Source organism: Weissella sp. DD23 (assembly GCF_001579105.1).
Lineage (GTDB): Bacteria > Bacillota > Bacilli > Lactobacillales > Lactobacillaceae > Weissella > Weissella cibaria.
This window is the reverse complement of sequence record NZ_KQ970393.1, coordinates 163,890-168,579: the sequence shown is the minus strand read 5'-3', so window position 1 is coordinate 168,579 and position 4,690 is coordinate 163,890. Positions and strand designations below refer to the sequence as shown.

The following is a 4,690-nucleotide window of genomic DNA, read 5'->3' as shown; positions in this document are numbered from 1 at the left end:
AATGATTTTCGTCGGTGTCTTCACGACGATTGGTTATTTCATCATTGGACAAAATTACGCCTTGCTACTAGGTGTTTTTGCGGGCCTAACTAACTTGATTCCGTACGTTGGACCGTACATCGGTTTAGTACCTGCCTTGTTCGTGGCCTTTACGCAAAGTCCAATGCAGGCGGTGTGGGTGATTGTTGTGGTTTTGATTGTGCAACAAGTTGATAGTAATTTGATTTACCCACGAATTATGGGGGCTTCGTTGAATATTCACCCACTGACAATTATTGTGTTGTTGTTGGCGGCCGGAAATATTGCGGGGATTCCGGGGATGATTTTGGCAGTGCCATTTTACGCTGTTGTGCGGACGATTGTTGTTTATGCTTGGCAACTTTGGCAAATTGAAAAGCCAACCGTTACTGAAGAAAATTAAAGTGTCAAAAAAATGCGTTCACAGCAAGCTGCGAACGCATTTTTTATTTGGCGTGGGTGACGTAGTAGTCGGCCCAGATCCGCATCGCTTCGTGTACGTCGCGGAGTTCTTTGCCAATTTCAGTTAAAGAATATTCAACTCGGGGTGGCACTTCGGGGTAAACCGTCCGGATGACGATTTGATTTTCTTCGAGCCACTTTAAGTTTTCGGTCAGCACTTTTTGCGTGATGCCGAGTTGTTTTTTTAATTCACCAAACCGTAATGTGTCGGTTTCCAATAATAAATTAACGATGTCTGGCCGCCAACGATTGCGGTGCAACTCATTCAGTGTGACGAGCTTTTCGGCAATGGCAGGGGTCATTTCAACAGTAAAGCCCATGTGCTTCTCCTAAAATGATTTCGTATTAACCCTATTATCGTACAAAAGTTTCCTTTGCGAAACTATACCACTTTGAAGTGCCTACTTATGCAATTGTCGGCATTGCGTTATATTATTGGCATAGATAAAAAACAATTATTGAATACCCACACCTGGGAGGGAAAACAGATGACACACACAGATATTGCAAAAGCATTGGTTGGTACGTTTGTAAGTGGTGATATTGCAGTGGCTGAGGCAAGTGCCTTGCCTTCATACAAGCAACACAATTTGAATTTTGGGGATGGTCGTGATGCATTCGTTGCGGCAGTTAAGGGTTTGCAAGAAGCGCCAGTTAAGACGACGTTGAAGACGGTTCGTTCATTTGAAGATGGCGAGTATGTCGTTTTGCACAGTATCGTTAATTTTGCTGGTAGTGGTGATCAAGTTGCACTAGATGTCTTCCGTTTTGAAGACGACAAAATTGCTGAGCACTGGGATAACGTGGCCAATGTCGTGGCACCAAATCCATCAGGGCACACACAAACAGATGGTGCAACTGAAGTAACCGATTTGGACAAGACAGATGCCAATAAGGCACTGGTTGCTGACTTTGTTCGTGACGTGTTGCGCGGTGAAAATCCAGATAAGCTGCCAGAATATATCGCGGGTGAAGATTACATCCAACATAATGTCGATATCGCTGACGGTTTGACCGGTTTGACGACAGCCTTTGCTGCGATGGCCGAACAGGGCGTTGCGATGGTTTACGACAAGGTCTTTAAGGTCCTTGGTCAAGGCAACTTTGTATTGGTTTTGGGGGATGGCGAATTTGGTGGTAAGCCAGTCGCATTCTATGATTTGTTCCGGGTTGCTGATGGCAAGATTGCTGAACACTGGGATATTATCGAAGAAATTCCCGCTGAATCAGAGTGGGCAAACACCAACGGAAAGTTCTAAGCATAACGAAAAGGCGCCGAGCATTGCTCGACGCCTTTTTACTGTTCTTGTATGGATTTGGATTATATTAGGATTTATATGATTTTTGAACAGTAATTTCGTGTTAATTGTTAAAACTTATCGGCGGCAGTGAAGCGACCGTGAACGTGGGTTGGGTTTGCCAACTCATCGTACAAGGCCTTGGCCAAAGTACCAGTCGTCACACGTGATTCTTGACGGTTGTTAAAAATCAACGCATCATCTGACTTCAAGTACGTTGGCGTTGCAGGACCTGGCATGAAGGCTTGTTGTGGTGAAATTGCCATCCAGGCAAAATCATCAACCGTCTTCAAGTAGTTCAACTCAGCGGCTTGCTCAATGGCAACTTCAATCCAAGGTGCTTGACCACGCATTAGACCCAAACGGTCAGCCATGACTGAACCGTCAGGCATTTGCAATGTTGATGAACCAACCACGAAGACCACGATTGGGGCGTCTGTGCCGGCCAATTGGTCGTGTAGGTACTCAGCAAAGCGAGGGTGATCGCTGGCACGTGAGAACGTTGAGGCAACGACGATTACGTCGAATTGCGTCAAGTCTTCACGAGTCAATTCAAAGTTTTGGCGTTCTAGGGCTGGAATTTCGTTTCCAAACATACGTGTTACCTTGCTAGCTGAACGGGTAATTGCCGTTACTTGGTGCCCACGTTGGTAACCTTCAATAACGAACGCTGAACCGGCCATTCCGGTTGCGCCGATGATTCCAATCTTCATAGTGCTGACTCCATTCGTCTAATTTCAAGGCTAATCATAAGCGCTTTTCTGAATTGGGACAAATAAAAAGGGACACGACAAAAAGGCTGTTAAAATTGTCTCATTTGTTTATAATAGTTTTTAAATACTAAATGAAAGTTAGATGTGTGAAATGGCAGAAAACCATTTGGAAATTGGCAAATTAATTGCTGAAAATAACTTATATCGTGAGTTGAGTGGTGGCCAGTTTGGCATAGAAATTGAACAACACCGGGTGACTGCCGAGGGTCGGTTAAGTCGGCGAACATATCCCGCGAGTTTGGGCTCACGGACAACGCACCCTTATTTACAGACCGACTATAGTGAGACGCAATCTGAATTGGTAACGGAACCGGTTGGCTCGTTTGAAGCAGCTCGGGATTTTTTGTTGCAGTTACAATGGGTCATGCGGGATCATATGTCGGGGTCCGAGACGATTTGGCCATTAAGCATGCCACCTAAGTTAACGGCGGATGATTTGCAGTGGGTTGATGAAACGTTCGATCGACCTTGGATGCAAGATTACCGGGACTGGCTGGCTAAGAAATATGGGTCAACGCATGAGATTATTACGGGCTTGCATTTGAATTATTCTTTGCCAGAAACGTTGTTGGAAAAGTTGTTTGCATTGAGTGATGAAGCGGATTATGTGACGTTTAAAAATGCCGTCTACTTTAAATTGGCGCAACAAATTGCGGCGCACCGTTGGTTATTTGTTTATCTGTTTGGGGCTGCGCCGTTCAGCATGAATGATACTGATTCGCGGGTGCCTCGCATGGACCAGCCGGTACGTTCAATTCGAACCAGTCAATTTGGGTTTGCCAACGATGGTAACATTCGGGTTGATTATGCTACGAACTTGGCAGATCACTTTAATCAAATTAAAACGCATATTGCACGTGGTGAATTATTCTCAAATCATGAATTTTATGGCACGGTGCGCTTTAAAGGTCGTGAAGACTACGATGATATGTTGCAACACGGGGTTGAATATTTGGAATTGCGAATTTTAGATGCTGATCCGTTTGATCCGGCTGGTATTTCTGAAAACGCCCTGAATTTGATTCATTTACTATTGTTGCATTTTGTCATGAGCGACCGTGAGTACTCAGCAACTGAGTTAATTCAAAGTGATTCGTTGGCCAATCAAATCGCGCTGCAAAGTCCTGTAAGTCCATTGCCTAACAAGGCAGACGCCATGACAATTATGAGTGAGATTTCGCAACTGGCAGATCATTTTGGCATGCGGTTTAATGATGGGCTATCATTGGTGGCTGAGCGTATTTTGACGCCTGCTAAGACGCCGGCTGCTCGGATTATTGCGACGGCTGGTACGCCGGAAGCGCTCCAGGAATGGGCAACTGAATTAGGTAATCAGCGTTATGAGTTGTTCCGAACTGAACATGATGCGCAATTTGCAGCGTTGTTTGGTACTGGCCAGTTTGCGAAGCTTGTTGCCGAAGCAATGGTTGTGGGTATTCGGGTTAAAAATTGGACCCGGACTGACTTAACGTTGGCGGTAGATGACCACGAAGAAACGATTCAAGTGCCGGTTCCATTAGCAACGCTGTTCCCAGAACGGTATGTAGACTAGTCTTATTTACTGACTAAAAGGAAGTAAAGTGTTACAATAGCTTTCGTGATATCGAGAGGTCGACCTAGTTGTCGAACACGCTCGTCAAAAGAAGGAGGCAACAAATGGCAAAGGAACACCCTTTTGATTTTAAGAAGTGGGATGCCTTTTTGGCAGAAATTGAAGGCAAGGAAATTCCTTGGGTAATAGGTGCTGTCGCAGATGGCCACCCACAATACGACCCTCGTATGATCGAGTTGGCAAAGGCGTTTGAATGGTCAGATTTCTTCGACAAGAATTTTGATCGCACGTTGAAGCAAAAGGGTCACCAAGAGTTGCCTGAAGAAGAAGTGGATGAAATTTCACGTACTGGTTCAGACTTCCGTGATGTGCGCGCCGTGGCATCAGTTGTCATTTACGGTGAGCGTCGCTTGGAAGGTATGTGGGCAGCAATGACGGAGAAGGGTATTTTGCGTCGCTTATTGCAACGTTTGGATTCATTGACACCAGACGATTTCCCAGGACCAAATTACTAAACAATTATTAATCAAGAGGCTGGGACAGAAGTCTCTGTCTCAGCCTCAAAAGAGCCGCCAATCTCCCGATTT

General features: G+C 45.2%; 6 protein-coding genes. 4 read left to right on the top strand and 2 right to left on the bottom strand.

Going from position 1 to position 4,690, the window contains the following annotated elements; all coding sequences use genetic code 11:
• The coding region (locus WEIDD23_RS06820) for an AI-2E family transporter (protein ID WP_156469592.1) at positions 1-421 on the top strand (421 nt) is incomplete at its 5' end.
• A gap of 43 nt (positions 422-464) precedes the next feature.
• Here WEIDD23_RS06820 and WEIDD23_RS06815 read toward each other — a convergent pair.
• Complete coding sequence (locus WEIDD23_RS06815; protein WP_043707931.1) at positions 465-782, bottom strand: winged helix-turn-helix transcriptional regulator; 318 nt, start codon at positions 780-782, stop codon at positions 465-467.
• A gap of 186 nt (positions 783-968) precedes the next feature.
• On the opposite strand from WEIDD23_RS06815, the gene WEIDD23_RS06810 reads away from it, so the two are divergent.
• Complete coding sequence (locus tag WEIDD23_RS06810) at positions 969-1,739, top strand: nuclear transport factor 2 family protein (protein WP_010373193.1); 771 nt, start codon at positions 969-971, stop codon at positions 1,737-1,739.
• Between the two features lie 110 nt (positions 1,740-1,849).
• Here the strand turns inward: WEIDD23_RS06810 and WEIDD23_RS06805 are convergent, their stop codons facing one another.
• Positions 1,850-2,491 (bottom strand): NAD(P)-dependent oxidoreductase, encoded by a 642-nt coding sequence (locus WEIDD23_RS06805; RefSeq protein ID WP_010373189.1) that lies wholly within the window; start codon positions 2,489-2,491, stop codon positions 1,850-1,852.
• A 151-nt stretch (positions 2,492-2,642) separates the two neighbouring features.
• On the opposite strand from WEIDD23_RS06805, the gene WEIDD23_RS06800 reads away from it, so the two are divergent.
• Entirely contained in the window at positions 2,643-4,103 is a 1,461-nt protein-coding gene (locus tag WEIDD23_RS06800) for a glutamate--cysteine ligase (protein ID WP_010373186.1), read from the top strand.
• 104 nt (positions 4,104-4,207) lie between these two features.
• Positions 4,208-4,618 carry a DUF6508 domain-containing protein gene (locus WEIDD23_RS06795; RefSeq protein WP_010373183.1) on the top strand — a complete coding sequence of 137 codons (411 nt, stop codon included), beginning with the start codon at positions 4,208-4,210 and terminating at the stop codon, positions 4,616-4,618.
• Positions 4,619-4,690 lie beyond the last annotated feature (72 nt).